General features: G+C 72.3%; 2 pseudogenes. One reads left to right on the plus strand and one right to left on the minus strand.

Annotation, left to right across the window (positions count from 1 at the left end):
- A pseudogene (locus tag FREUN1FDRAFT_RS39005) lies at positions 1-516 on the plus strand (hypothetical protein); the annotation flags it as partial.
- A gap of 480 nt (positions 517-996) precedes the next feature.
- Here the strand turns inward: FREUN1FDRAFT_RS39005 and FREUN1FDRAFT_RS39010 are convergent.
- Positions 997-1,665 (minus strand): annotated as a pseudogene (locus FREUN1FDRAFT_RS39010) (hypothetical protein); the annotation flags it as partial.

Raw genomic sequence — 1,665 nt, forward strand, 5'->3', positions numbered from 1 at the left:
CCGGCGGCGGCGCGGGCGGCCGCCATCGAGGCCCGCGCCCACGGCGCCCTCGGTGACCGCTGGGCCGTGCACCAGGCGATCGGCCGGGCCTGGCACATCGCCGGTTCGCTGAGCGCGGACCAGCACGGCGAGCCGGGCTTCTCGATCGACACGCTGCATGTGCTGACACTGTCCGAGCTGTCCGCCGCCGCCTACGTCGAGCTGGGCATGCCGGGCGCGGCGAGCGTCTACACCGACGCGGCGATCCACCACCTGGACGCGGCCGGTGCCACCGGCCTGCGCTCGATGGTCCGCATCGCCGCCGCGACCGCCGCCGCCAAACGACGCGACCTGGACCAGGCGGTCGAGCTCGTCGACCAGGCCCTCACGATCTCCGGCGACCGGCCGAGCACCGTCATCGCCGGGCGGTCACGGCGGTTCGTCTCGGAGGCCCGCGGCTACGTCGGCTGGCACGCCGATCTCGACGATCTCGACGATCGCGTCCGCGCCTGGCACGCCCCGCGCCTGGCCCACTGACCGCGCAGCGCCCGGCCCCGCGGCGCCCGGCCCCGCGGCGCCCGGCCCCGCGGCGCCCGACCGCGCAGCGTTCCATCTGGAGGTCACCGACGGCGCGGTCGACGTCGTCGAGATCTGATCGACGCGGAAGGGGATCTCGGACAAGATCGGAGGATCTTGGTCGTCGGAGAGTCCGTCGCGGAATCCCAGGCGTCGGGCTTCCGCTGCCGCCGCTACTGCCGAGCGCCGCTGCTGCTTCGGAGCAAGAAGTGAGGATCTTTGCTGCTGCAGCAACCGACATCCGCACGTCTTGCGGATCACCAGGTGCTTCTGTGCCCTGTTTGTCCGTATTGGCGGCGCTGTGCAGTGGTGCGAGATCCCCGGTGGGTCGCCAGGCGGTGGGTGGGCACGGACCGCCAGGCCAGTATCGGTGGCCCTGCAGCCGTCGCTTCCCGGACCCGCAACCAGATCGCGGCGATTGTGTGAAGGCTCCTCCGTGACCTAGCTGGCGGTGGGTGTCCGGCGAGCCGTAGGTATGCCCGTGTTCGTCATCGGAGCGGACGTCAGGGGCGAGGGACGGATGGTCTTGGCGGCCTCCGGCCCGTTGCACGCCGGGTACTGGGCGCACATGGCGGCCGTGGTCTGGGCGACGAGTGTCCCGGCGGAGTCGTAGGCGTACAAGGTCAGCGGCATCTGGTTCACTGCGTGGTACTGGGCGACATCCGGGGTCGTGACCTGGATGTGGGTGATGAACGCGCCGGTCGAGGGCTCGAAGGGGACGATCACGGCCTCCCCGGTCGGGAGCGCTGCGACGAGCAGGGCGACCTCCGGGGCAACCTGCCCGACGGCCCACCGTCGCGCGTTCCACTCGCCCAGCCTGCCGGACCCGTCCTCACCGGAGCTGAACACCTCGACGGGGTTCGCCGGCGGCCGGCTTAGGTCGTGCTGGCCGGGTGACCACAGAAGAGGGCCGTTCAGGCCGGCGAAGTCGGGGGCGACGTCGTTCTCCGCCCCGGTCTCGGTGTAGGCGCGGCACATCCCGCCGCCACCGGCGTCAACGATCAGGACCTGCAGGCCCCACCGGCCGGCGACGGCCACCATCTGGCGCGGCGCGTTCGGCGGCAGCTGGGCTTCGTACGGCGTGGCGCAGTGGGAGTCGATGATGCCCCG

The organism is Parafrankia sp. EUN1f (assembly GCF_000177675.1).
Lineage (GTDB): Bacteria > Actinomycetota > Actinomycetes > Frankiales > Frankiaceae > Parafrankia.